We start from the raw sequence: 22,791 nt of genomic DNA on the forward strand, positions 1-22,791 counted from the left end.
CGATCTGGTCAGTCATAAGACCCGCATCGAATCACTGTTCCTTGATGAAGGCTTTGGCACGCTCGACGCCGAAACGCTCGATACCGCGCTGGATGCGCTGGATGCGCTGAACGCCAGCGGCAAAACCATTGGCGTGATCAGTCACGTCGAAGCGATGAAAGAGCGTATTCCGGTGCAGATTAAAGTGCGCAAGGTGAACGGTCTTGGCTACAGCAAACTGGAGCCGACATTTTCAGTTTAATCGGCCTTTCGTCGGATCAGAGAAATGGTTACTGTGACGCCTTTGCCGCATCACCGGCCAATTCAGAGGTAACAGATGTCACGAGTTGTTGCAGGAATGGGAATGGCGCTTAGCCTGTTGTTACTGAGCGCCTGTCAGATGCCGGACAAGCGGCCGCCGGCAGCAGCAGAAGCCTGTGCGAACGCGCAGCCGGCGGATAAAACGATGTGCATCTATACCAGGGAGATGTACACCAGGGTCACGGCTAACTTCTTTGACTATGACCATTATCTCGGCCAGCAGTGTGATGTGACCATTGAATACAGCAGCGTTTATCAGCGCTATAACGTGATTCGTACTCAGGGCAATGAAGCGCTGTGTCTGAAAACCTGGCAGGTGATCGGCACGGCGGAAGATCTTCCGCCGCCGCCAACAAACTACAGCAAAGGGGTGGTACTGAGTTTCCGCCCAGCCAAAGGGTAAAATATTAACCGCACTCCCCTGCCGCTTTATCGCGAAGGGGAGTGCCAGACCGAACAATTATGCTACAGCGGCCACAGCCAGGCCGCGCCGCGCACGCCGCTGGAATCACCATGTTGCGCTCTGAGAACCGGCGTTTCACACTCACCACCAAATACCCAGTTTTTCATCAGCAGCGGCACCGTCTGATACAGGCGCTCGACATTACTCATGCCACCACCCAGCACGATCACATCCGGATCGAGGATATTGATCACCTGGCCGAGAGATTTCGCCAGCCGCAGCTCATAGCGATTCATCGCCAGTTCAGCCAGCGGATCCTGCTGTGCCAGCAGATCGATAATTTCTGCCCCTTTCCGCTGCTGCCCACTTAACCGATGATAATCGGTGGCAAAACCAGTGCCGGAAATAAAGGTTTCGATACAGCCCGCTTTGCCGCAGTAACAGGTCACTTCCTGCCGGTAGCGTAACTCGTCTTCATCCATCCACGGCAGCGGATTATGCCCCCACTCGCCGGCATTGCCATTACCGCCGATATGCGCCTGACCATTTAACGCCACACCCGCGCCGCAGCCGGTACCGATGATCACCGCGAACACCGTGGACTTGCCTGCGGCCGCACCATCAATCGCTTCCGATACTGCCAGGCAATTCGCATCGTTGGCGATGCGCACTTCGCGCTTCAGCAACGCGCTAAGATCTTTATCCATCGGCTGACCATTCAGCCAGGTGGAGTTGGCGTTTTTCACTTTGCCGGTATACGGCGACAACGTGCCGGGGATGCCGATACCCACGCTGCCCTGCTGGCCGGTTTTCTCTTCCGCCAGTGCGACCAGCGTTGCAATCGCCTCCAGCGTTTGTTGATAGTCATCGCGCGGGGTGGCAACACGATGGCGAAACAGCTCTTCACCCTGGTCAGATAATGCAATCACTTCAATTTTAGTGCCGCCTAAATCGATACCGATACGCACTTGTTATTCCTCATTATTCGACGCAATGCTAGTTACATTAAAAGGCTGGCGCAGGAAAGGCAATGAAACCGTGACGATGTTTCGTTATCATGCCCGCTGACTTTGAAACATGCGCGTCCGATCGCGCTCCAGCCAGGGAACACACCATGTTGTGGTTTAAAAATTTGATGGTTTATCGTCTGAATCGTGACATTCCGTTGTCCGTTGACGATATGGAAAAACAACTCGATGCGTTTTCTTTTAGCCCGTGCGGCAGCCAGGATATGGCCAAAACCGGTTGGGTTTCGCCGATGGGCTCACGCAGCGATGCGCTGACCCACGTGAATAACGGTCAAATCCTGATTTGCGCGCGCAAAGAAGAGAAAATCCTGCCCTCGCCGGTGATCAAACAGGCGCTGGAAGCGAAGATTGACAAGCTGGAAGCGGAGCAACAGCGTAAGCTGAAAAAAACCGAGAAAGACTCGCTGAAAGATGAAGTGTTGCACAGCCTGCTGCCGCGCGCCTTCAGCCGTTTCAGCCAGACTTTCTTGTGGATCGATACGGTAAACAACCTGATTATGGTTGACTGTGCCAGCGCCAAAAAAGCGGAAGATACACTGGCGCTACTGCGTAAAAGCCTCGGTTCGCTGCCGGTAGTGCCGCTGACGCTGGAAAGCCCGATTGAGCTGACGCTGACCGAGTGGGTGCGTTCCGGCGATCTGCCAGCCGGTTTTGCACTGATGGATGAAGCCGAGCTGAAAGCGATTCTGGAAGATGGCGGCGTGATCCGTTGTAAGAAGCAGGACCTGGTGTGTGACGAAATCGCCAACCATATCGAAGCCGGCAAGCTGGTGACGAAACTGGCGCTGGACTGGCAGGAGCGCATCCAGCTGGTGCTGTCGGATGACGGTTCACTGAAACGCCTGAAGTTCTCCGATACCCTGCGCGAGCAGAACGACGATATCGACCGGGAAGATTTTGCCCTGCGTTTCGATGCCGACTTTATTCTGATGACCAGCGAACTTGCAGCACTGGTCAGCAATATGGTTGAAGCACTGGGCGGCGAAGCGCAGCGCTAACAGCCAGGGGGAACCGCCCGGTTCCCCCTTCTTACGACTTAACCCGCCGCGAACTTATCTGCACCCACACCACACTGCCTAACACCATCACCAGACCCACCATCGACAGTCCGGTCATCTGCTGCCCAAGAAACACCCAACCGAGGATCACCGCCGTCAACGGACTAAGTAACCCCAGCGATGTCACCGCCACCGGCGACAGACGTCCAATGCCGCGAAACCACAGGCTATAGGCCAGCAGAGCGCCCGCCAGCGATAAATAAGCATAAGCCAGCCACTGAATCCGGGATAAATGTGGCAGTGGCGCATCAGCAAACCAGGCGACAGGCACCAGCATCAGGCCGCCCAGCAGCAGTTGCCAGCCGGTTAAGGCTATCACCGGCAACGGAATACTCCAGCGCCGCGTCAGCCAGGCCCCTCCCGCCATACAGCCCGCACCGAGCAGCGCCGCCACAATGCCGGGCAGATTCCAGACGCTGTTAGGCGACAACAGCAGCACCGCCATCCCGACAATTCCGGCGACGCTGGCCCATACCGCCACCGCGACCGGCTGACATTTATCCACCGCCCAGGCAAGAAACATCACCATTAACGGCTGAATCGCACCGACTACCGCGGCCATCCCACCAGGTAAACGATAAGCCGCGACAAACAACAGCGCCTGAAAAAAACCGATATTCAGTGCCGCCAGCAGCAGCAAGCGCCAGCAGTACTGCATGGCTGGCATTTTTCTCATCCATAACACCAGCAGCAATCCCGCCGGTAACGTGCGAATCAGCGCGGCGGTAAACGGTCGGTCCGGCGGTAAAAATTGCGAGGTCACAATATAGGTGGAACCCCAGATAACTGGAGCCAGCGCGGTCAGCGCGATATCCTTTAATGAAGAATCTGCTAAACTTTTCACAAACTACCTCGACATCAAGATAAAAACTGAGTGTGTTGCGATTTTATCTTGACGTCAAGACAATGGAGCACAGATGTCCACACGACCACCGGATGCGGTTGACGTTATTCTTGAGCAATGGCGTCGTGAACGACCGGATTTAGATGCCAGCCCGATGGGGCCGATTGGCCGACTCAAGCGCTGTACCCTGCTGCTGGAGCCGCGCATTGAAGCGGCTTTTACGCCGTTTGGACTGGCACGCTGGCAGTTCGATATGCTGGCAACCTTACGTCGCTCCGGCGCGCCGTTTTGCCTGTCCCCGACCGCGCTGTTTTCCGCACTGATGATCACGTCCGGTACCATGACTCATCGGCTGAAACTGCTGGAAGCCAGCGAACTGATTGTGCGGCTGCCCAACCCTGATGATGCGCGCAGTATGCTGGTGCAACTCAGTGAGAAAGGTTTAGCGTTGATCGATCAAGTAGTGGAGGTGCATGTGGAAAACGAAAGGCAGATCCTCGCGGCGATCCCGGAGAAAACGCTACAAGAGCTGGATAATGCACTGTCGATGCTGATGTTATCGCTGGAAGAGAGTGGCGGGAAGCAGCAGAATCGCTGAGAAAGGCCGGGATTCCCCGGCCAGTCGTTTTACAGATAACGACACAGATACGAGGTCGGCTCTGCAACCTGCAGATGAAACTCGCTGTGCGCCGGTACATTGAAAATCTCACCCGCCTGATACAGTTTCCACTCGGTTTCCCCCGGCAACAGTACCTTCAGTGAACCACTGACCACTGTCATCTCTTCTGCCTGGGCAGTGCCAAAATTGTATTCACCTTCGGCCATCACGCCAACGCTGGCGCGTCCGGTGCTGGCACTGCTGAAACCAATGGATTTCACTTTTCCGTCAAAGTACTCGCTAACATTGAGCATACTACTTCCTCGAAACCTATAAATGGGTGGAAAATCAGTGTAGAGCTTTGATTCAGGCTCTGTCACGCAAAATTCACTTACGGCCAACTGACGCGCTAGATCAAGAGTTCCGCTGCCAGTTTTGCCACCAGCGTATTCGACAGCAGCACCGGAATGCCCAGCAGTTTTTGCAGGAAATCACGATGACGCTGGTGATAACCGATGCTGTCCAGCAGCAGCACATCGGCCCCCTGCTCCTGTAATGACAGCGCCGCATCTATCAGGGTTTCATCATCAGGCTGCCACGGGCTGGCGACGGCGAAACAGGGCTGCTTGCTGAGGTTTTTCCATTTCCCCGCCTGTTCTTTGATTTGCTCAAATACCGGTACCACAATCCCCACCTGATGTCCGGCGACAATGGCTTCCACCAGCGGTGGAATAATACGATCCGGCTCCAGCAGCACCGCGCTGCTGGTGTAAAGCGAAGCAAACTTGCCTGGGCAGCACAATATAATGGTGTCATACCCCTGATCTTCCAGCGTCAGCAAACACTTTTGCAGCCCGGCTTCGACTTTTGCCGCCGAAAGTGTCAGCGAGGTGCCATCCTGCAAATTAATCGGTAAAGTTTTATCGCCAGGTTCCGGCGCAAACTGCTGATTTATCTCATTTATCGTCAGGCCGTCTAACAGGGCGACACTGGCAATCTGCTGCTCCGGTAAGTATTCGAGTAGCAGAGGAAAAAAATCGCTGCGTGGCATATGGCTGATTGTCAGCGTAACCAGTGTCTGTTTCATAAAAAGCTGTCCGGGTGAAAAATGCTTCTGACTGCTTTATCGCGCCAGATTTTTTTGTGTAATCCGCCATGATAAAACCGGTAAGACTGACGTCCAACCTCTTTTGCCTGACCTTGTAATAATTAATGCGGCAAAACCCTTAATCTCGCCTTTCAGTTAGATCATAGTCCATCTGAGTGAGACTCCAATCTCAATCAGGTTGTCAAATAAAAGCAGTGTAAACCGGCGGGTAAAGGCAGTGGCAGCCATGAAGCTGCGTCGGGATAATGTGGGGGGAAATGCGGGGTAAAGTCTCGGCATCCTTGCCGCTGGAACTACTCTTTTTCCTGGTCTTCGTAGCGTTCTCTGGCGTCCAGCGCTTCCTGTTCAGTTTCATGTTCGCTGATCAAGGTATTGGCATGAGGGTGATCGGCGCGCAGCTGATACCAGGTGACGGTTTTACCGGGCGCACCTTTCTCTACCGCTTCAATTCGCGCTTCACGTGGATATGGAGGTCTTGTCGCCATAAAGTCTTCCCTCTTGTTGTCGATGAATACTGTCCGCTAAGCCATGGGAATGATTCCCGTCGCGGACATTTTACTGCCCGAAGCATAAGTATAGACAATCTCAGGGATTTTTCAGGCGAGGGTTAAAAGCAGGCGGCGAGGACGTCGCCTGCGGGAAACCGCTTAACTGGCGCGTGCCAGCGATAAGGTTTGCAGCAGTTGGCGGACAACTTGCTCCGGGGTTTGCATCGCATTGATAACATGGTGTGCGGCCTGATGATAGAGCCGGTCGCGCTGTGACAGCACTTCCACCATTTCGTCAGCAATCGGGCGGCCGGTTAAGGTTGGACGCTGCTCCTGTTCAGGGTACGCTTCCAGTCGGGCAGCCAGCACCTTCGCCTCGGCATTGAGGTAGATCACTGTGCCATGCTCACGCATAAAGTCGCAATTCCCTTCTGCCAGCACCATACCGCCACCGGTGGCAATCACCGTAGAGGACGCGGTCACCGCCATCAGCGATTGCGTTTCACGCTGGCGAAATCCATCCCATCCTTCCGTCGCAACAATATCAGCAACCGTCCGCTGCGTGCTCTGCTGAAGAAAGTGATCGGTATCACTAAACGCGTAACCCAGCGCCTGTGAAAGTGCCATTCCAACGGTAGTTTTTCCGCATCCGCGGGCGCCGATCAAATAGATGGGTAACGACATAAAACGCAAATCCTCAGACGCATCACCGGGACGACGAGAGCCATCAGTGTTGCTTAAAAACAGGTCAAGTTTGCGTCGCATCATACCGACAATTTTTTCCCTGAGCCAGATGTAACCACAGATTTACAGCTGTCAGCGCATGAGGTTTTATTAACTTATTGATTTTTCCCTGAAATCTGATGCACGTTTTGTGCATGAGATTCTGTCATCCGTCGGGGAGCCGTTTTAGCTCCCTGACCGCATGCGGGGTGCTGACTTTTACGCCGCCCTGAAGATTATTGGGTCAGCCTTTCAGCAGCCATTTATCCAGTTCATTGGCAAACTGCTGCCGATCTTTCTGGCTTAAGGCGCTCGGTCCGCCGGTCTGAATCCCGCTGGAGCGCATGGTATCCATAAAATCACGCATCGTCAGACGTTCACGTATGGTGGCGTTACTGTAGCGCTCGCCGCGCGGATTCAGCGCCACCGCCCCTTTCTCCATCACTTCCGCCGCCAGGGGAATATCGGCGGTTATCACCAGATCGCCCTTCTCCGAACGCCGGACAATTTCATTGTCCGCCACATCAAAACCGGCGGGCACGCGTAACGTTTTTAAAAAACGTGATGGCGGCACCGTCAGCGGCTGATTAGCCACAAAGGTAATCTCAATCTGCGCACGCTCGGCAGCGCGGTACAGTACTTCTTTAATCACTTTTGGACACGCATCGGCATCCACCCAGATTGGCATAACATTTCCTGTCAGGATTGGGGAACGATAGAGATCTTGCCGTTCTTTTCCAGAATGGCAAATTTTATCTGATCCAGGCGCTCCAGTCCCTGCGTACTGCGTGCCGATAACAGAATATCTTCTTCACTGATTCCGGCTTTGCGCGCGCGCATCGGCAGCAGCTTACCGTTCTCCACCAGAATCAACGATCCGCCATCAATCAATAATTCCAGCCGTGGAAAGTGCGCCTTCAGCATGCCAAACAGAATATCAATCACAATCAGGGTGATAATGGTCAGCGAAGCCCCCGTCACCGAAAAATCATCCCCCAGTAGCGCCTGCTGCGTGGCCTCACTGATAATCAGCAGCAGAATCAGGTCAAACGAGGTCATTTCCAGCAGCGTTCGCCGACCCGCAATTTTCAATACCACCATCAGCACCAGATACATACTGGCCGCACGCAGTACCGTTTCCATATGCGCTCCTAAGGATAAACCCACTGGGTAAAATGCACGTCACTGCTGTTATTCAGGGTGACGGTGACCGGATAACGGCCGTATGTTTTCGGCTGGACAGCCAGCCATACCGTGGCTGCTGCCTGCTGCCGATTAACGGCATAAGTCAGGATGAGCTGATTATTCTCGCTGCGGGCGCTCAGCGGCTGCGGTTGTAAACTCTGAATCTGAAAATTATCCATCTCTTCACCGCTGATGCTCAGGGTGAAGTGCGGGCCGCGCAGCTTGTCCATTCGCAGCGTCAGATTCATATTGCTGTCGCGTAAGCCAAAACGCTCATACTCGACGCGCAAATTGCCGTCGGCAGAAGTCATCTGACGTTCGCTGAGAAAACCCTTCGAAAACAGCCCGAACGTGCCCAAGATCACCAGGCTAAACAACACCACATAACCGACATACTGAAAACGCCACTCAATACGCTGCCAGCGCATATTCTCCTGCACCGGATAGCTTCGGCTCTCATTTTCGGATTTTTGCATGATGATTATCTTGCGCGGTCAGAGTTGCTTTAAGCGTAGCTGAAGCTGGATTAAGGTGGAGAATGTCGTAAGCTAGTTGACGGTGTAAACATAATGTACTGAGGAACAGATGTTGGATAAAAAGATAGGTTTTATCGGCTGCGGCAACATGTCTAAAGCCATTATTGGCGGTCTGGTGGCCGGTGGACAGATTCAACCGGAGAACATCTGGGTCTTCGATCGCAAAGCCGAAACCAATCAGGCGATGCAGCAGCAGTACGGCATCACCCCCGCCGGGAGCGCGGAAGAGGTGGCAAAACAGGCCGACATTTTATTTGGTGCCGTAAAACCCAATGTAATTCTGAAAGTGCTGAAGGATTTGGCCGGTAATCTGAATAAAGAGACGCTGGTGGTATCAATTGCCGCCGGTGTGACGCTGGATGCGCTGGCGACGGCGCTGGGTCACGACCGCAAAATTGTACGCGTGATGCCAAACACACCGGCACTGGTTAATGAAGGAATGACGTCGGTGACGCCAAATGCGCTGGTCTCTCAGCAAGAGACAGATGAAGTGGTGGAGATTTTCAACAGTTTTGGTAAGGCGGCGGTGGTTCCTGAATATCTGATCCACTCGGTAGTTGGCGTCAGCGGTTCAGCACCGGCCTATGTGTTTATGTTTATCGAAGCGATGGCCGACGCCGCCGTGCTCGGTGGTATGCCGCGCGCGCAGGCTTATCAGTTTGCTGCTCAGGCGGTAAAGGGCTCAGCTCAGATGGTGCTGGAAACCGGCAAGCATCCCGGTGAACTGAAAGATATGGTTTGCTCACCTGGCGGCACCACCATCGAAGCAGTAAAAGTGCTGGAAGAGAAAGGTTTTCGTGCGGCAGTGATGGAAGCGATGCGCCAGTGTATGGCGAAATCCGAAGCATTGAGTCAGAAATCCTGAGTTGCCGGGTCGGGCAAGCCCGACCCGTAAATGTTACTGCCGCTGTTTCGCCAGCGAAATGGCCTGTTGTAACGTCATCGGTTGCTGCATGCGCATCACCAGCTCGGCGGTCAGCGTGTACATACCACAAGACACCACCGCCGCCAGTTTCCCCTGTTGACCATAGAAACCGATAAACTCCTGATCCTCTAACGATCCGATCAACTCGATCTGATCCCATTCACTGGCATGCCCCAGATACTCATAACGGGTGCCGAAATGTGCCGTCCAGAAGAAGGGTACCCGATCAAAAGTCTGTGCTGCACCCAGCATATTTTGCGCCGCAACCCGCCCTTGCTGCTGTGCCACCCGATAATGCTCAATACGCTGACGCCCCTTCCCGGCCGGATAACTGGCAATATCACCCACCGCCCAGATAGTATTACTCAGCTGTAACTGTTGATTGGTGGGCAGACTGCCATCATCCAGCAATTCGATATCGTGGATAACCCCGGTGGCGGGCGCGACGCCAGTAGCCAACAGCACCACATCCGCAGGCACCACTTCACCGCTTTTCAGTTCCACCCCGGAAACCTGACGCTCGCCCTGTAATGAAGCCACTTCACCTTCAATAAAACGCACGCCCTGCTTTTGATGCAACTGAAGGAAATGGCTGGCGATCTGCGAACCAAACTGCTTGTTAAACGGCAGCGCATCACGGGCGATCACCTGCACCTCGATATCACGCGCCCGCAGCGCCGATGCCAGCTCCATGCCAATAAAACTGTTGCCGATAATCACCAGCTTTTGTTTGTCATCCACTTCTTTTAGCAAGCTGTCGGCCTGGTCGATACTGCGCAACAGATGCACGCCTGACAGTGCCTTTCCGGGAATATCTGGCCGTTGCGGTATACCGCCAGTGGCAATCAGCAGTTTATCGAAATGCAGTGTTGCACCATCGGCAAAGTGCAGGCATTGCGCGCGACTGTCGAGCCGCTCAACATCGCCATAGTAGCGTTCGACCTGCTGCAAAAATTCGTCATCGACTGGCGCTGGTACTTCACTGATTTTCATCTTACCGGCTGGCACAAACTTGCTGAGCGCGGTGCGATCGTAGGGCGCTTCGCGCTCACGTTCGACCAGAATCAGCTTGCCACTAAAGCCTTCATCACGTAGCGTCCAGGCTGCGGCACTGCCTGCCGCCCCGCTACCGAGAATGACAAAAATCGCAGAGTCATTGCCCTCTGGAAGAGGTTGCCGTTCCGGTAATGGCGCCGGATTAACCTGCACCATGCCATTTTCAATACGCAGCGGATACTGCTGCAGATGACTCAACGCCAGCGGTTCAGACAACGTGCCATCATCAAGATTAAACACTGCCTTGTGCCACGGACAAATCAGCTTACCGTCGCAAATTGCCCCTTGTTCCAGCGGTGCACCGGCGTGCGGGCATGTCGCCTGATACGCCCGCACTGATTCACCGCGACGAATCAACACCACATCGGTTTCACCCACCGGTGCTTTCACCGGTTTCATCTCAGGAAGGTCTTGCAGTACCAATACATTCTGATAACTCACGACATGGCTCCTTGGCTTTTTTTATTGGCTACAGGCAACGGCAATACCTGCCAGTCACTTATCCACACAATTAATATGAATATTATTAAGCCTGGCAGGCTGAGCGAGGATGACAATGCGCAAAGGAAAATCTCGGCCTAACTAATTGTTCAGAATGGATTTAAAAGTTTAAAGCAATATTAACTGGCGAAACTGACTACGATTTGGCTACTTCTGTGCGGCTGCGCCCGGCATTTTTCGCCCGATACAGTGCCACATCCGCCGCCTTTAACCAGTCACGGTAGTTGTTCATTTTCGGAGAGAATTCGGCAACGCCGACGCTGATATGGATGGTGATTGTCGGTGCCTGCCCCTTTCCAGGCAGATGCAGATTATCCCGAACCCGACTAATGGCCTGAATCGCTTTGTCAGAAGAGGTGCCGGGCATAATCACGGCAAACTCATCGCCGCCAAAGCGCCCGATAATATCGCTGGTGCGCAGCCTGAGGCGTAACTCTTCCGTTACCCGCAGTAGTGCTTGATCACCAAGGTCGTGTCCCCAGGTATCATTAATGGTTTTAAAATGATCGAGATCAATCAGCAACAGCGTGGCAATATGTTGATAACGCTGACAGTTATCATATTCATTATGCAGTAAATGTTCCCAGTGACGGCGATTATAAACGCCGGTCATACCATCGTGGGTGCTGATCTCTATCAGCTTATGTTTGTGCTGCGCCAGTTTTATCGCCGTCCGATAAATCACCTGACCGAGAAAAATGGGATAAAAAAACAACATCGGCAGGCAGAAATAAACCTGCTGCGGCGAAGTGGCAAAATTAATCGTGGGTTGCAGCAGCAGCACTGTCAGCGCGATTGCCGCAAGTTGCAGCATTAAACCGCGAAAGAAAAATTTCGTGCCATTGGCTGCAATATTATTCATGCCCATCATGGCGGCAAGTAAGGTTGAGGGCAGTGCATTCAGCCCCATTAACGCAATCCAGACACCGCCAAATACGGCGTCCAGCAGCAAATTTCGCTGCTCACTGCGCATCGGGTCTTTGGTATTAATGGCTGACCAGTAAGCCAGGTGTGGCCAGATAAAACCGTTGATAAACAACAGGCCGATCAGCCAGTTGGAAGGGGTATCCGCCAGCGACCAGACAACAAAAATAAAACTGAAACCCATCCCGACGATGCGGGGTAAATAGACACGCCGTGCAAAACGCAGTCCCGAACGTCGCGCGTCAACTTTTAATAAAGTTGCAACGGGTAAGGTCATCGCCACCTCGTCAATCAGACCGGCAGTCCAGGATGATATTCTCAGGCTCCCGTACCCTGTGAAACCGATAAAAGCGTGGACCTTCAGGCCCACGTTTTTATTTTAGCTTTTCTTCAGGCAACCGCTCATAAAGATTTTTCGCTCATCGCCCTTCAAAGCCTTTTCGCCAGCCTGTGCATTACAGCTTTTCATCCTGATTTGCTGCGGCGTCATCCCGCTTATCTTACTGTCTTTACTCAGGCATTCGCTCATAAAAGATTTACGGGCATCACCCTTTAACGCCTGACTGCTGGCATGCTGATTACACAACGTCATTTTTTGCTGCTGCGGCGTTTTCTCTGCTGCACCCACATAACCTGACGCCATAAGGCAGGCCATGGTTAACATCATTACCTGAACTTTCATATCCGATCCTTTTTGTTATTTAAATAACTGACGGGTAAAAATGCCTGAAAGCATTAATACACAGTCTGGCAGGAGTCTGGAATTCAGCGAGTTAACATTAAGGTAAATTTATCACTGGCTGACAATCAGGCAACAACGATCGGGAATTTTGCTGGAGGGTAAACGTTTACACCGAATTTTATCAGGTTTAATAGCGAGGGTGGGTTAACAATCGTTGAATAAATCCCTCTAATAATGCCGCGTCTTCAGGATTGCTTTCTGCATCCTGTGCCGCATTATGCATCGCAACTTTGATGCCGGCATTAAGCTCCTGCCGCTGGGACTCCTCCATTTTGCGCAACATTGCCGTCACCACAATTTCCAGCGCTTCAACCTGTGCCGTTAATTCTTTAGATTCTTCTTCTTTTGCAGCGAGCTTTATCAATAATTCAGCAATGAGATTTTTCATGCTAACGTCTCAGGGAGTTAAAGCAGAACGTTAACATTGAGATAAATAAATTGGTAGCAGTTTTTAGTTGGTTTTTCACCACTTAGCCATAGTAATAGTCAATGAAGAGAGAGAAACGTTTCGATTACGATTACGATAATGAGGGAATGAATTATGACGAATAAAACCCTGGCACAACTTCTCGCTTAATGGTTATTTTTGATTGAATGGTCAACATAACAGTATCCCCTTTCCTTAGCAGAAAGGGGAATTTTCTGGCTTAACGTGGGCCACCGCTAAAACCACCGCGCGGGCCGCCGCCATGACCGTGGCCACCGCCACCCCAACCACCGCCGCCGCCACCACCGGGAGGCGGGAACAGACACCCGCTCAACGCGCTGACCAGCATAGCAATGGTTACTGCTTTAATAACACGACTCATAAACCGAACCTCAGTGTGACAATTTCGGCTGAGTGTATGCGGCGCGGTCACCTACCACAATGCGGAATAATCTGCATCAGGCGGTTATTAATCTCGGGTAACGACGCTTAACAATTTCCTGTCGGAATACTGCTGCAAGGCTGGGTTGAGCTGCGTGACCGCCACGATTACTCGTAAGCCAGAAACACAAAAACCCGCACAAGGCGGGTTTTTGTTAGCGTTTCGTGACCGAGGGTTCAGGCTAAGCCTTAACATTCCGTCGCGAGAAAGTCGCTTAGATAGCAGTTACGTTAGCAGCTGCTGGGCCTTTCTGGCCATTCTCGATAGAGAACTCAACTTTCTGACCTTCTTCGAGGGTCTTAAAGCCGTTGTTCTGGATCGCAGAGAAGTGTACGAAAACGTCTTTGCTGCCGTCGGTTGGAGAAATAAAACCGAAACCTTTCTCAGCGTTGAACCATTTTACTAAACCAGTCATTTTGTTAGACATTTGTCTATCCTTCATTCAATTACAAGCCACATAGGGCGAAATGGTTTGTCCACAGAATTTATGAGGCACTCAGGAAGGAGTCAGGAAGAAGAGATATCTAAGATAACGCTTGAACTGAAGACTGCTTTACTAAAACTGCTCGCATATTCGGCTCTGCTTTACAAACCGACGATGCATTTACTCATACGAGAGAATTATATGCAAGGTTTATTTTACTGCGGCGGCGTAATCGCAGCTTAAATCCCTGCTCAGGCTGGATTTTCAGCTGTGCAGTGATAATAATGCCGCGGACACCGTCTCTTTTTCAGGCGGCGGAACCGCACTTTTTATAAGGATGTCAGCATGCTGGAACTGTTTCAGGCGATTGGCCTCGGCTTAGTGGTGATTCTGCCGCTGGCCAACCCGTTAACCACAGTCGCTCTGTTTTTAGGCCTTGCCGGTGACATGAATTTTAGCGAGCGCAACAAGCAATCGCGTGATGCGTCGATTTATGTCTTTATCATTATGACCGTGGCTTACTATGCCGGAAACGTGGTGATGAACACCTTTGGTATCTCGATTCCTGGCTTACGTATCGCTGGCGGTCTGATTGTAGCGTTTATCGGTTTTCGCATGCTTTTCCCGCAGAAACCGGCCGGACAGTCGGTAGAAGCCACGCATAAACAGGATGAACTGAGCGAACGCAAAGCAGTCAATATTGCCTTTGTGCCGCTGGCAATGCCCAGCACCGCCGGTCCCGGCACCATCGCGATGATTATCAGCTCCGCTTCAACCATCCGTAACGGCACTGATTTCTCGCCGTGGGTGGTGATGGTGGCACCGGTGCTCACCTTTCTGACAGTCAGTGTGATTTTATGGCTCTGTCTGCGCAGTTCCGGGGCGATTATGCGCGCGGTGGGGAAAGGCGGCATTGAAGCCATTTCGCGTCTGATGGGCTTCCTGCTGGTCTGCATGGGGGTGCAATTTATTATTAATGGCGTATTAGAAGTTATCACCACTTACTCGCACCCTTAATGTGAAAAAATATTTCAGCCGGCGGCTGACATTTATTCAGCCGCCAGCTATGGTTAAAAAATCCCCACCTGTTTAGCTTCTGACAAGTGGCGGGTCAACTGTTCTGGTGGCCCGGATTGCACCCACACGCTTTCTCTGTGACCACATCGGGCAACCGATGGGTGAATGATGCCGCTGTTTCGGAGGTTTATCATGCGAACTGTTTCATCCGGCGCAGGCCGTGAGATTACCGAATACTTTAACAGCCCCGCCTGGCATGCGCCGCGAGAAGCGGAATTACTGGCGGCCATCATGACCGAACTGATGCAGGCCGGTAAGCCCGCGACCAGCAAGATAATTATTGCCAGCGTAATCGGTCGACTGGAATGCGAAGTGGATGAGGCAATGCTGCAGGGCTATCGTAATGTGTTGGCGCAACTGATGAATGAACAAGCGGAATAATCGTTAACCGCGCGTTTACAGCAACTGGCGAAACAACAATCGAATCAGCTGGCGAGTAAATAGTTAATCTCATTTTGCATCATGTCGTCATAATTTGTTATGTTATCACATAACAAATAACTTGATGCGCGACGCTATGCTGACTTCTGTCTCTCAGGCACCCGACACGGTGCTGCAACTGATCAACCTCGATTTAACGCTGTCCCGATACCAAAAACTGCATGGCGTCAGTTTCACCCTGCATCGGGGCGAATGCGCCTGCCTGCTGGGCGAGTCGGGCTGTGGTAAGTCACTGACCGCCAGCGCGATTGTCGGTGCCCTGCCCGCCGGGGCCAGCGTAGCCGGTGGCTTGCAAATTGCCGGACAATCGGTGCTGAACTGCCCGGTGGGTCAGCGTTCTGTCAGCACGCGTGCCGCGATGATTTTTCAGGATTCTGCCAGCGCGCTTAACCCACTGGTCAGCACCGGTAAACAGTTGCAAATGGTGTTGCGCGCGCGACAGTCATTGTCACGCCGTGCCGCGCAACAAGCCGCCGCAGCCTTGCTGGAAGAGATGGGCTTTAGCGACAGCATGAAAGTGATGAACAGCTACCCGGCTGAATTATCCGGTGGTCAGCGCCAGCGCGTCTGTATTGCGCTGGCTATCGCCAGTCAAAGTCCGCTGATTGTCGCCGATGAACCCACCAGCGCGCTTGATGTTGCCACTCAGCAGACCGTAGTGGCCGCCTTTCAGCGCCTGTTGCAGCGGCCGGATGCGCCCGCGCTGCTGTTTATTACCCACGATATTGTGCTGGCCGCTCAGCTTTGCCGTCAGGCACTGGTAATGGAACAGGGCTGCATTGTCGAGAACAGCAGCCTGAAGCAGTTACTGACCCGGCCACAGCATCCGGCCAGCCAACGGCTGGTGACGGCAGCGCGCCATGCCGAGCAGAGCCTTACCCGACATCAACGGCCATTACAGGGGATTGCCTGATGTTGCCTGCCGTTTTTCTTGAAACCCGCCAGCTTAGCTATCAGCCTGCCGGCCAACTGCATCCGATTGTTTCACGTATCTCGCTGCAACTGCATGCTGGCGAGCGCGTGGCGTTGATCGGGACGTCCGGCTGTGGCAAATCCACCCTGCTGAAACTGATACTGGCATTACAACCCGCCAGCGAAGGCGAAGTGTGGTGTCAGGGAGAGTTGATTCGCCCCGCTTCGGTGCGCGCGTTACGCGGCTATCGCCAGCAGGTGCAGTACATCGCGCAGGATCCGGCGAATACGCTCGATCCGCGCCGCAGCGTGGCGGATACGCTGGCCGAACCGCTGCGCCAGTTAACCGGCAGCAAACCCAACAACCTTCAGCTGGAGCAGGCGCTGGAACACGTGCGGCTCGACCGCCGCTTGCTGAGTCAGCGCTGCGCCAGTCTGTCTGGCGGTCAGGCACAACGTGTTGCGATTGCCCGTGCCATTGCGCTGCAACCGCGCTTTCTGCTGGCTGACGAACCGGTCAGCGGACTCGACCTGCCATTACGTCAGCAGATCAGCCAGCTGCTGGCGGATCTTGCCGATCGGCACGATATGGGCTTGCTGGTGGTCTCCCACGATCTGTCGTCGGTCGCTGCGCTTTGTCAGCGCGTACTGGTGATGCACAACGGCGAGATCGTTGAGGACGCCCCGACGCAACAATTGCTGCGCCATCCACAGCATCCGGCATCACAGCAGCTGCTGAATGCCATTCCCCGTTTACCTCCTCTGGTTAATCAACAATAAAAAAGGATATCTGGTTAATGAAAGCTCGCGTCTTGTTGCTTCTGAGCACCAGCTTGCTGCTCAGCGGTTGCTTTAACGAACAGGAAACTCAGCCGGACGAGTCACGCATTCGTCTGGCAATGCTACAGCCGCCGCGCTCCGGCCTGACGCCGCTCAGCGATGACGCTTTCAAACTGTCGCGCTGGCAGACGGCGGAAACGCTGGTCACGCTCGATGCGCTGGGCGAAGCCAGACCGGCTCTTGCCATCCGCTGGCAGCAGCTCGATGAGCGGCGCTGGCGTTTTGAATTACGTGACAACGTCTATTTTCACGATGGCAGCGTAATGACCGCGGAAAACGTGGTGCGATCGCTGCAAGCGGCCACCCACGCGGCACCGAAGCCACGCATTCTGGATGGTGTGACGCTGGATATTGCCGCCGACGGCGATCGCGCGGTGGTGATCACCAGCGCCGATCCCGATCCGCTGATCCCCCAGCGCCTCTCCAGTCCGCAACTGGCGATCCTGGCTGCCAAAGCCTATGGCGCTAACGGCGTGGTTAATCCGCTCGGCAGCGGCAGCGGGCCATTTGTTTTGAGCCAGGTGAACGGCACCAGCAGCGCGCGCTTAGACCGTTTCGACGGTTACTGGGGCGAGAAGGCACGCGCCAGCGGGATTGATGTCAGTTTTGTGCCGGATGGCGCGGCACGCGCGGCGGCGCTGCGAACCAACAGTGCCGATATCGTGGAAGCCGTACCGGTATCGCAGGCGGCACTGCTGAAGCCAGAACAGATCCATGAAGTGCCGATGCCTCGCACCAATACGCTGTATCTGAATACTCAGCACGGCGTATTTCGCGATGCGGCGCTGCGGGCTGCGGTGCGTGACGCCATTAACCGCCAGCAGCTGGTGGATAACGTCTATGAAAAACGCGCGGATATCGCGAAAGGCTTATTGGGGCCAGCACTGCCGTGGGCAGCAGAACTGCGTCAGCCGGTTGCGCATCCGCTCACCGCCGAGAAACCCAATGGTCAGGTGATTAGCCTCGCGACTTTCAGCGACCGCGCAGAACTGCCGGAAGTGGCGGTGTATCTGGCACAACAGTTAACCGCCGCCGGTTTCCAGGTCAAACAGGTGGTGCGCGAATATGCGCATATTGAGTCCGATGCGCTGGCAGGCAAATTCGACGCCTTTATTCTGTCACGCGCCACGGTGCTCGATTCGGGTGACCCGGTAGCCTATATGTACAGCGACTTTGCCTGCAAAGGCTCGTTTAATATTGCCCAACTGTGCCAGCCAGCCATCGACAAGGCACTGCAACAGGCCGCAGCGATCCCCGCTGGCGAAGCACGACGCAAGGCGATAATGGCCGCTGAAAACCTGATTCTTGCCAGCAATGCGGCGATTCCGATGCTGCATGAGCGCGTGATCCAGGGAGAAAGCCCGGCAATACGCGATGCCGAACGCGATCCGCGCGAACGCCGTCTGATTTCTGGCCAGACCCGACTGGAGCGATAATGCGTTCTCTTTCTGCTCTGCTGCCGCTGGTTTCGCGCCTGACGACCCTGAGTGCCATGGTGATGCTGGTCGGCATTCTGCCGTGGCTGGCGGGAGGCGACCCGGCTCTGGCGCTGCTGCGCGCCCGTTCCGGCGATCAGGAAGCAACGCCGGAAACGCTGGAAGCCATTCGCCACTCGCTGGGTCTGCATCAGGGGCCGGATGCACTACTCTGGCACTGGTTGCAGAATTTGCTACAGGGTGACGCGGGCAACTCATGGATTTCCGGCACGCCGGTGCTGCCGGGTATGCTGCAGGCCACGGCGGTATCGCTGACGTTAATGGCCTGTGCGCTACTGGTGGCATTGCTGCTGCTGACGCTGATTTGCCTGCCGGTAATGCGTGCCGGGCTGGCTGGCGTGGCACGCCGTCCGTCCGGAGCCGTCGCGGCGGCACTGACCGCACTGCCAGAATTTTTACTGGCGGCACTGTTATTGCTGGTGGGTGCCGTCTGGCTCGGCTGGTTTCCTCCCTTTGGCTGGACGGGCTGGCACTCAGCGGTATTACCGGCGCTGGCGCTGGGTATTCCGGCGGGCGGCCTGCTGGGGCGGCTGTTTTCTGATGCGCTGAGCGCCAGCTTTCAGGAAAAATGGGTGCTGAGCTGGCAAGCCGCTGGCATTCCGGCGCATCGCCTGGCGCTGGCGGCGATAACGCGCACGCTGCCCGCCATGCTGCCGCAGCTGGCAATGGTATTGATCGGCCTGACCGGCGGAGCGATTGCAGTAGAAAAAGTGTTTGCTATTCCTGGCATGGGACGCGCCACCCTTGGCGCGGCCGCGGCAAATGACTTGCCCGCGCTGCAAACCGGCATGCTGATTCTGTTGCTGCTGGGCTGTGCCGCCGGTCTGACAGCAAACCTGCTACAGCGCATATTATTAGGCCCGGCGCTGAAATATGGGGCGTTGCCCGCCGCGCCGCAAACACCTTCGACCAAATCCTTCGCCTGCTGGGTACCAATCTGCTGCTTGTTATTGCTGCTGGTACTGATTGCCGCCGGACTGCCGCGCGACGCCTTCAGTTCAGACTGGCAGCGGCTGCAACCGCCCTCCTGGTCGCTGCCGTTTGGCGCTGATGCCATGGGGCGCGATATTCTGGCGCGTGTGGCACAAGGCGCTCTCCACACCTGCCTGCTGGCGCTGCTGGTTACGCTCTGCTGCTTACTGATGGGTATTGTGGTGGGTCTGTTCCCGCGCGCGCTGGTCGGGCCGATTGACGTTGCCAATGCCACACCACCGGTGATTGCCGGGATGGTGATTGCCGCTATCAATGGCCCGACTGCCGCCGGTGCGGTGATCGCGGTGATTATCGTTAGCTGGGCACCGCTGGCCGCGCACACCGCCGCGCTGGTGGCAGAAATTAACGCTCAGCCGCATGTACGGATGTTACCGGTGCTGGGCGTCGGCCCGCTGCGCCGGGCATGGCGATATATACTGCCGCCGATGATTGCGCCGCTGTTGCGTCACGCGATGCTAAGGCTGCCAGGTAACGCTTTAGCGCTGGCGGGACTCGGCTTTCTCGGCCTCGGGCCGCAGCCACCGGCAGCCGATTGGGGAATTGTACTGGCGGAAGGGATGCCCTATATCGAGCGCGCGCCTTGGGCGGTGATTGCTCCGGCGGTAGCACTGATGATGCTGTCAATTCTGGCGGTAACCAGCACCAGTCTGTCACGCAAAACCCGCGACCAGTAAATGAGCGGCGAAAACGCCGCCCCTGCATCTGAATTGCACAGGGGTGGCGTTTTTACCATCCGTATCAATGTATTTTTACGGCAGCAGATCGTCGGCTTCCGTCACCGAGGCACGACTGGTGGCACGCTGGTAAAGACAAAGTTCGCGACCACGCTTATTTTTCATATGTTTTTGCGGATAAGTGCCCTGCAACACCAGCGCGGAATACCCCACGCGATCGCTGAACAGCATAACCCTGGTTACCGGTCTGGCATTTTTTAACCCACTGGCTTTGACGCAGGCCTGTTTCATCCGTTGGTCGGCGGAATGCCAGGATTCAGTGGATGCTGCCAGAACCGGCGCCGATGTGCCCAATGCCGCCAATAACACTAACCATTTAGAGCAATGCATAACAACTCCTCCCGTTTTATCTGTTATAGCGTAGCCGATTGCCAGGGTGATAAAACAGCAGACAATCGGTGTTGTTAACGGGAATATTCCAGCATTTTTTGCAGCGGATAAGCTCAGGCGTCGACAAAAAAACCCGCACAAGGCGGGAAGAATTGAAAGGCGAGCATTGCATATTTTGAGAGTGACGAGGTGATCACCGTTATGTGACAGCACCAGGTTAACGCGTCACTGTTGCAGCAATATGACGATGATAAAACGGTCACGCTGCCCACGCTCGGTAAACGCATAAATAAAAAGGGCGAACTATTTCGCCCCTTTTCAGAGAGTTAGCCGCAGTAGACGCTGGTGATTTTACCGCGCCTGTCGGCCATAAAGTTCAGGCGATTCAGATTGAAATCCATGGTGACCGCAGAATTATACGGAATAGCGCGAACAGGCACGGTGAATTGCGCTCTGTTAATTGAAGAAAGGGGTTTGCCCACATAGTTCTGATACTGCGAAGCACCGCAGCGGTTATTATCAGGATCGACCGGCTTCACGCCGTTATCATGCTTAGGTGTAGTATTACAGGCAGTCAGTACAAACATAGCTGCCAGCATCAGGGATTTAGCATAAAACTTCACGTGTTCACTCCTCTTCGACGTGTTTTTACCTCAGTTCGCCACCAAGACTAGCAGATCGCGTTGCCGAATGAGACCAATTTTTGACCTTTCGTGCCTTGCACGGTTCATCCGTTAAAAGCGGCACTAATCGCTCAATTTTAAAGCGCCCAGGCGTTATAATTACCTAAGATTAATCTGAGGAGGTAATGATGGAACTGGCTATTTTTATCTGCTTCGCCGCGTTGATGACGTTTATTGCCATCCAGGTACGTTAAGCCGTCAGTCGATTCGGGCCGGGCACCGACCTGGCCCATCAGTCAGCCCTCTCTTCTCTCTCTCCTGCCCCTTACTCGACAGCGTTTTAACTGATTGATAGTATTACGCACCCCATCGTTTCCGAGCACAATATGAACACCAACACTGGGCGGGTTACGCTAACGCTGTTCTACGGCGGCATGTTTGTGGTCTGGTATCTGATTACCCTGGTGATCACCCTGCTTCCCAATTTCAGTCAACTGCGCAGCAGCGGACTACTGGTGCCGGTGATTTGCCTGTTCGAAACCGCCGTGCTCTGGCCGCTGTATCATTTTTACTGCACCCGTCGCCATGATATTCCGTTTGGCCAACTTCGCCGCAATCTTACCCTGTGCTTTATCGCGGCGCTGATTCTGTTGATGCTGGTGCAAATCTGGGTATTGCAGCCTGAAGCCTGGCTGGAGCAGCAGTCGCAACAAAGCCGACCGATGGTGCTGATTTTGCTGTTTTCCGCAGTGATTCTGGCACCGATATTTGAAGAGATTTTGTTTCGCGGCTTCTTATTGCAGGGAATGTTACTCTGGCTGCCGAAAAGCCCGCTGGCCTGTATGATCCTCACCTCTATCCTGTTTGCGCTGCTGCACACGCAGTATGTCCATCTGCAAACCATGATAATGCTTATGCTGTTCTCGCTACTGTTGTGCTATGCGCGGCTGAAGTCCGGCAGCCTGATCCTGCCGATATTTCTGCATATGCTGAATAATCTGGTGGCGCTACTGCCGGCACTGTACGCCACCGTGCTGGCGGGAAATAGTTAACTAACGCTATTTTTCACTGCCGATTGTTGCTGAAAACTAAACACTTATCGCCCGGGTGTACAGCCAGATGGCCTTATCGCCATAAGCGGCCACTTCGGTAAACTGAAAGCCGAGTTTTTCCGCCAGCAATTGTGAGCGACGATTATCCGGGTCGGTAATGCAGAAGATCCTCGGCGGCAGATGTTGCTCTGCCCAGGCCAACATCGCCCGCCCCGCTTCAGTCGCATAGCCTTTGCCCTGGGCTTGCGGCAGCAGTGTCCAGCCGGTTTCCACCCAGTCAGCATAGTGTTCCGGCAAATCGCGTCGATTAAACGCAAGGCCAATGCTGCCAACAAACTGTCCGGTCGCCTGCTCTTCCACTGCCCAATAGCCATAACCCAGCACCTGCCAGTGCCCGATATGGCGTAACAGCTTGCTCCACACCTGCTCACGACTCAGTCGCTTATCCTCACTGACCTGCTCGCCTGCCCATAATTGCTGACAGGCGGAAAAGTCATCGCCAGTAAAAGCACGTAACACCAGATGGGGTGTATTAAGTCGGGGCGTAACGCCAGATGACATAAATAATCCCTTTGTTTTGT

Annotated in this window: 30 protein-coding genes; 12 read left to right on the forward strand and 18 right to left on the reverse strand. The window is 54.2% G+C overall.

The genetic code is table 11. The annotated features are described in order from the left end of the window. Together NG42_RS23520 and NG42_RS11710 are read left to right on the forward strand one after the other, a co-directional pair. Positions 1-241 (forward strand): hypothetical protein (locus NG42_RS23520; RefSeq protein WP_052899541.1); only part of this gene is annotated, 241 nt, incomplete at its 5' end. Between the two features lie 75 nt (positions 242-316). After that, on the forward strand, positions 317-703 hold the full coding sequence (locus NG42_RS11710) for a cell envelope integrity TolA C-terminal domain-containing protein (protein ID WP_082203878.1): 387 nt from the start codon (positions 317-319) through the stop codon (positions 701-703). A 62-nt stretch (positions 704-765) separates the two neighbouring features. Here the strand turns inward: NG42_RS11710 and mak are convergent, their stop codons facing one another. Further along, positions 766-1,671, reverse strand: coding sequence for a fructokinase (mak, locus tag NG42_RS11715; protein WP_052899542.1), 906 nt, complete (start codon positions 1,669-1,671; stop codon positions 766-768). Positions 1,672-1,817: 146 nt separating this feature from the next. Between mak and rdgC the strand changes: the two genes are divergently transcribed. Next, the gene (rdgC, locus tag NG42_RS11720; protein ID WP_052899543.1) at positions 1,818-2,729 is read left to right on the forward strand and encodes a recombination-associated protein RdgC; all 912 of its coding nucleotides are present in this window, start codon (positions 1,818-1,820) and stop codon (positions 2,727-2,729) included. Positions 2,730-2,760: 31 nt separating this feature from the next. Here the strand turns inward: rdgC and NG42_RS11725 are convergent, their stop codons facing one another. Next, positions 2,761-3,633 (reverse strand): EamA family transporter, encoded by an 873-nt coding sequence (locus NG42_RS11725; RefSeq protein WP_052899544.1) that lies wholly within the window; start codon positions 3,631-3,633, stop codon positions 2,761-2,763. A gap of 73 nt (positions 3,634-3,706) precedes the next feature. Here NG42_RS11725 and NG42_RS11730 point away from each other — a divergent pair, with 73 nt between their 5' ends. Then, on the forward strand, positions 3,707-4,231 hold the full coding sequence (locus NG42_RS11730; protein WP_052899545.1) for a MarR family winged helix-turn-helix transcriptional regulator: 525 nt from the start codon (positions 3,707-3,709) through the stop codon (positions 4,229-4,231). A gap of 29 nt (positions 4,232-4,260) precedes the next feature. Here NG42_RS11730 and ppnP read toward each other — a convergent pair whose 3' ends face one another. From ppnP to NG42_RS11765, 7 genes are all read right to left on the reverse strand, one after another. Beyond that, a complete protein-coding gene (gene ppnP / locus NG42_RS11735) occupies positions 4,261-4,545 on the reverse strand; it encodes a pyrimidine/purine nucleoside phosphorylase (protein WP_052899546.1) in 285 nt (94 codons plus the stop codon). Positions 4,546-4,640: 95 nt separating this feature from the next. Beyond that, positions 4,641-5,318, reverse strand: coding sequence for an AroM family protein (locus tag NG42_RS11740; protein ID WP_052899548.1), 678 nt, complete (start codon positions 5,316-5,318; stop codon positions 4,641-4,643). 314 nt (positions 5,319-5,632) lie between these two features. After that, complete coding sequence (locus NG42_RS11745) at positions 5,633-5,824, reverse strand: YaiA family protein (protein WP_052899550.1); 192 nt, start codon at positions 5,822-5,824, stop codon at positions 5,633-5,635. Between the two features lie 162 nt (positions 5,825-5,986). Then, the gene (gene aroL / locus NG42_RS11750; RefSeq protein WP_052899738.1) at positions 5,987-6,511 is read right to left on the reverse strand and encodes a shikimate kinase AroL; all 525 of its coding nucleotides are present in this window, start codon (positions 6,509-6,511) and stop codon (positions 5,987-5,989) included. 283 nt (positions 6,512-6,794) lie between these two features. Next, on the reverse strand, positions 6,795-7,238 hold the full coding sequence (locus tag NG42_RS11755) for a YaiI/YqxD family protein (protein ID WP_052899552.1): 444 nt from the start codon (positions 7,236-7,238) through the stop codon (positions 6,795-6,797). Positions 7,239-7,249: 11 nt separating this feature from the next. Then, a complete protein-coding gene (locus tag NG42_RS11760) occupies positions 7,250-7,693 on the reverse strand; it encodes a DUF421 domain-containing protein (RefSeq protein ID WP_052899554.1) in 444 nt (147 codons plus the stop codon). Positions 7,694-7,701: 8 nt separating this feature from the next. Continuing rightward, on the reverse strand, positions 7,702-8,211 hold the full coding sequence (locus NG42_RS11765) for a hypothetical protein (RefSeq protein WP_052899556.1): 510 nt from the start codon (positions 8,209-8,211) through the stop codon (positions 7,702-7,704). 109 nt (positions 8,212-8,320) lie between these two features. Between NG42_RS11765 and proC the strand changes: the two genes are divergently transcribed. Next, positions 8,321-9,136: a pyrroline-5-carboxylate reductase gene (proC, locus tag NG42_RS11770; RefSeq protein WP_052899558.1), complete on the forward strand. Its 816-nt coding sequence runs from the start codon at positions 8,321-8,323 to the stop codon at positions 9,134-9,136. Positions 9,137-9,169: 33 nt separating this feature from the next. On the opposite strand, the gene NG42_RS11775 is transcribed toward proC, so the two are convergent. The 6 genes from NG42_RS11775 to cspE all read right to left on the reverse strand — a co-directional run bounded on the left by NG42_RS11775 (position 9,170) and on the right by cspE (position 13,715). After that, positions 9,170-10,693 (reverse strand): FAD-dependent oxidoreductase, encoded by a 1,524-nt coding sequence (locus NG42_RS11775; RefSeq protein ID WP_052899560.1) that lies wholly within the window; start codon positions 10,691-10,693, stop codon positions 9,170-9,172. Between the two features lie 196 nt (positions 10,694-10,889). Further along, positions 10,890-11,954, reverse strand: a complete 1,065-nt coding sequence (gene adrA / locus NG42_RS11780) for a diguanylate cyclase AdrA (protein ID WP_052899562.1) — start codon at positions 11,952-11,954, stop codon at positions 10,890-10,892. A gap of 102 nt (positions 11,955-12,056) precedes the next feature. Beyond that, positions 12,057-12,359 carry a PsiF family protein gene (locus tag NG42_RS11785; protein WP_052899564.1) on the reverse strand — a complete coding sequence of 101 codons (303 nt, stop codon included), beginning with the start codon at positions 12,357-12,359 and terminating at the stop codon, positions 12,057-12,059. Positions 12,360-12,546: 187 nt separating this feature from the next. Beyond that, a complete protein-coding gene (gene iraP, locus NG42_RS11790; protein WP_052899566.1) occupies positions 12,547-12,807 on the reverse strand; it encodes an anti-adapter protein IraP in 261 nt (86 codons plus the stop codon). A 259-nt stretch (positions 12,808-13,066) separates the two neighbouring features. Beyond that, positions 13,067-13,228, reverse strand: a complete 162-nt coding sequence (locus NG42_RS23025; RefSeq protein ID WP_173581486.1) for a hypothetical protein — start codon at positions 13,226-13,228, stop codon at positions 13,067-13,069. Between the two features lie 274 nt (positions 13,229-13,502). Continuing rightward, entirely contained in the window at positions 13,503-13,715 is a 213-nt protein-coding gene (gene cspE, locus NG42_RS11795; RefSeq protein WP_052899568.1) for a transcription antiterminator/RNA stability regulator CspE, read from the reverse strand. Between the two features lie 342 nt (positions 13,716-14,057). Here cspE and NG42_RS11800 point away from each other — a divergent pair, with 342 nt between their 5' ends. The 6 genes from NG42_RS11800 (at position 14,058) to NG42_RS11825 (ending at position 20,145) form a co-directional block, all read left to right on the forward strand. After that, the gene (locus NG42_RS11800) at positions 14,058-14,729 is read left to right on the forward strand and encodes a MarC family NAAT transporter (RefSeq protein ID WP_052899570.1); all 672 of its coding nucleotides are present in this window, start codon (positions 14,058-14,060) and stop codon (positions 14,727-14,729) included. A 192-nt stretch (positions 14,730-14,921) separates the two neighbouring features. After that, positions 14,922-15,170 (forward strand): biofilm development regulator YmgB/AriR family protein, encoded by a 249-nt coding sequence (locus NG42_RS11805; RefSeq protein WP_052899739.1) that lies wholly within the window; start codon positions 14,922-14,924, stop codon positions 15,168-15,170. A 136-nt stretch (positions 15,171-15,306) separates the two neighbouring features. Continuing rightward, on the forward strand, positions 15,307-16,143 hold the full coding sequence (locus tag NG42_RS11810; RefSeq protein ID WP_072133746.1) for an ATP-binding cassette domain-containing protein: 837 nt from the start codon (positions 15,307-15,309) through the stop codon (positions 16,141-16,143). After that, entirely contained in the window at positions 16,143-16,922 is a 780-nt protein-coding gene (locus NG42_RS11815) for an ABC transporter ATP-binding protein (RefSeq protein WP_052899572.1), read from the forward strand. Before NG42_RS11810 ends, NG42_RS11815 begins: the two co-directional genes overlap by 1 nt. A gap of 17 nt (positions 16,923-16,939) precedes the next feature. Beyond that, a complete protein-coding gene (locus NG42_RS11820) occupies positions 16,940-18,418 on the forward strand; it encodes an ABC transporter substrate-binding protein (RefSeq protein ID WP_052899574.1) in 1,479 nt (492 codons plus the stop codon). After that, positions 18,418-20,145 (forward strand): ABC transporter permease subunit, encoded by a 1,728-nt coding sequence (locus NG42_RS11825; protein WP_052899576.1) that lies wholly within the window; start codon positions 18,418-18,420, stop codon positions 20,143-20,145. The genes NG42_RS11820 and NG42_RS11825 overlap by 1 nt, the downstream gene beginning before the upstream one ends. Before the next feature lie 75 nt (positions 20,146-20,220). Here the strand turns inward: NG42_RS11825 and NG42_RS11830 are convergent, their stop codons facing one another. Further along, positions 20,221-20,535 (reverse strand): hypothetical protein, encoded by a 315-nt coding sequence (locus tag NG42_RS11830; protein WP_052899578.1) that lies wholly within the window; start codon positions 20,533-20,535, stop codon positions 20,221-20,223. 326 nt (positions 20,536-20,861) lie between these two features. Then, positions 20,862-21,158 carry an I78 family peptidase inhibitor gene (locus NG42_RS11835; protein ID WP_156322088.1) on the reverse strand — a complete coding sequence of 99 codons (297 nt, stop codon included), beginning with the start codon at positions 21,156-21,158 and terminating at the stop codon, positions 20,862-20,864. 386 nt (positions 21,159-21,544) lie between these two features. Here NG42_RS11835 and NG42_RS11840 point away from each other — a divergent pair, with 386 nt between their 5' ends. Further along, the gene (locus NG42_RS11840; protein ID WP_052899580.1) at positions 21,545-22,210 is read left to right on the forward strand and encodes a CPBP family intramembrane glutamic endopeptidase; all 666 of its coding nucleotides are present in this window, start codon (positions 21,545-21,547) and stop codon (positions 22,208-22,210) included. Between the two features lie 36 nt (positions 22,211-22,246). Here the strand turns inward: NG42_RS11840 and NG42_RS11845 are convergent, their stop codons facing one another. Next, positions 22,247-22,771 (reverse strand): GNAT family N-acetyltransferase, encoded by a 525-nt coding sequence (locus tag NG42_RS11845; protein ID WP_052899582.1) that lies wholly within the window; start codon positions 22,769-22,771, stop codon positions 22,247-22,249. Positions 22,772-22,791: the final 20 nt, after the last annotated feature.

Source organism: Winslowiella iniecta (genome assembly GCF_001267535.1).
GTDB classification, from domain to species: Bacteria; Pseudomonadota; Gammaproteobacteria; order Enterobacterales; family Enterobacteriaceae; genus Erwinia; species Erwinia iniecta.